General features: G+C 51.9%; 6 tRNA genes. All 6 read left to right on the forward strand.

The annotated features are described in order from the left end of the window. Positions 1–22 precede the first annotated feature (22 nt). The 6 genes from HT719_RS11195 to HT719_RS11220 all read left to right on the forward strand — a co-directional run bounded on the left by HT719_RS11195 (position 23) and on the right by HT719_RS11220 (position 539). A tRNA-Val gene (locus HT719_RS11195) sits at positions 23–95 on the forward strand. Positions 96–97: 2 nt separating this feature from the next. After that, a tRNA-Asp gene (locus HT719_RS11200) sits at positions 98–170 on the forward strand. Positions 171–194: 24 nt separating this feature from the next. Further along, a tRNA-Lys gene (locus tag HT719_RS11205) sits at positions 195–267 on the forward strand. A gap of 5 nt (positions 268–272) precedes the next feature. After that, positions 273–354 (forward strand) — tRNA-Leu (locus HT719_RS11210). Positions 355–372: 18 nt separating this feature from the next. Beyond that, positions 373–445, forward strand: a tRNA-Thr gene (locus HT719_RS11215). Between the two features lie 22 nt (positions 446–467). Next, positions 468–539: transfer RNA gene (locus tag HT719_RS11220), tRNA-Gly, on the forward strand. Positions 540–595 lie beyond the last annotated feature (56 nt).

Here is a 595-nt window from a genome sequence, read left to right on the forward strand (position 1 = left end):
ATAGGGAAGTCGCTTAGCTCTAGGGAGTTTAGCTCAGCTGGGAGAGCATCTGCCTTACAAGCAGAGGGTCAGCGGTTCGATCCCGTTAACTCCCAAAGGTCCCGTAGTGTAGCGGTTATCACGTCGCCCTGTCACGGCGAAGATCGCGGGTTCGATTCCCGTCGGGACCGTTTAAGGTAACGCAAGTTATTTTAGACTCGTTAGCTCAGTTGGTAGAGCAATTGACTTTTAATCAATGGGTCACTGGTTCGAGCCCAGTACGGGTCATATCTGCGGGTTTGGCGGAATTGGCAGACGCACCAGATTTAGGATCTGGCGCTTAACGGCGTGGGGGTTCAAGTCCCTTAACCCGCATTGAGATATAATAGATGAGCCGGCTTAGCTCAGTTGGTAGAGCATCTGATTTGTAATCAGAGGGTCGCGTGTTCAAGTCATGTAGCCGGCATTTTTAGATAGAAGAAAATAGTGCGAACGTAGTTCAGTGGTAGAACACCACCTTGCCAAGGTGGGGGTCGCGGGTTCGAATCCCGTCGTTCGCTTAGAGAGGCCGGGGTGGCGGAACTGGCAGACGCACAGGACTTAAAATCCTGCGATT

The organism is Streptococcus sp. k-378, assembly GCF_013277505.1.
Classification (GTDB): Bacteria; Bacillota; Bacilli; order Lactobacillales; family Streptococcaceae; genus Streptococcus; species Streptococcus pseudopneumoniae.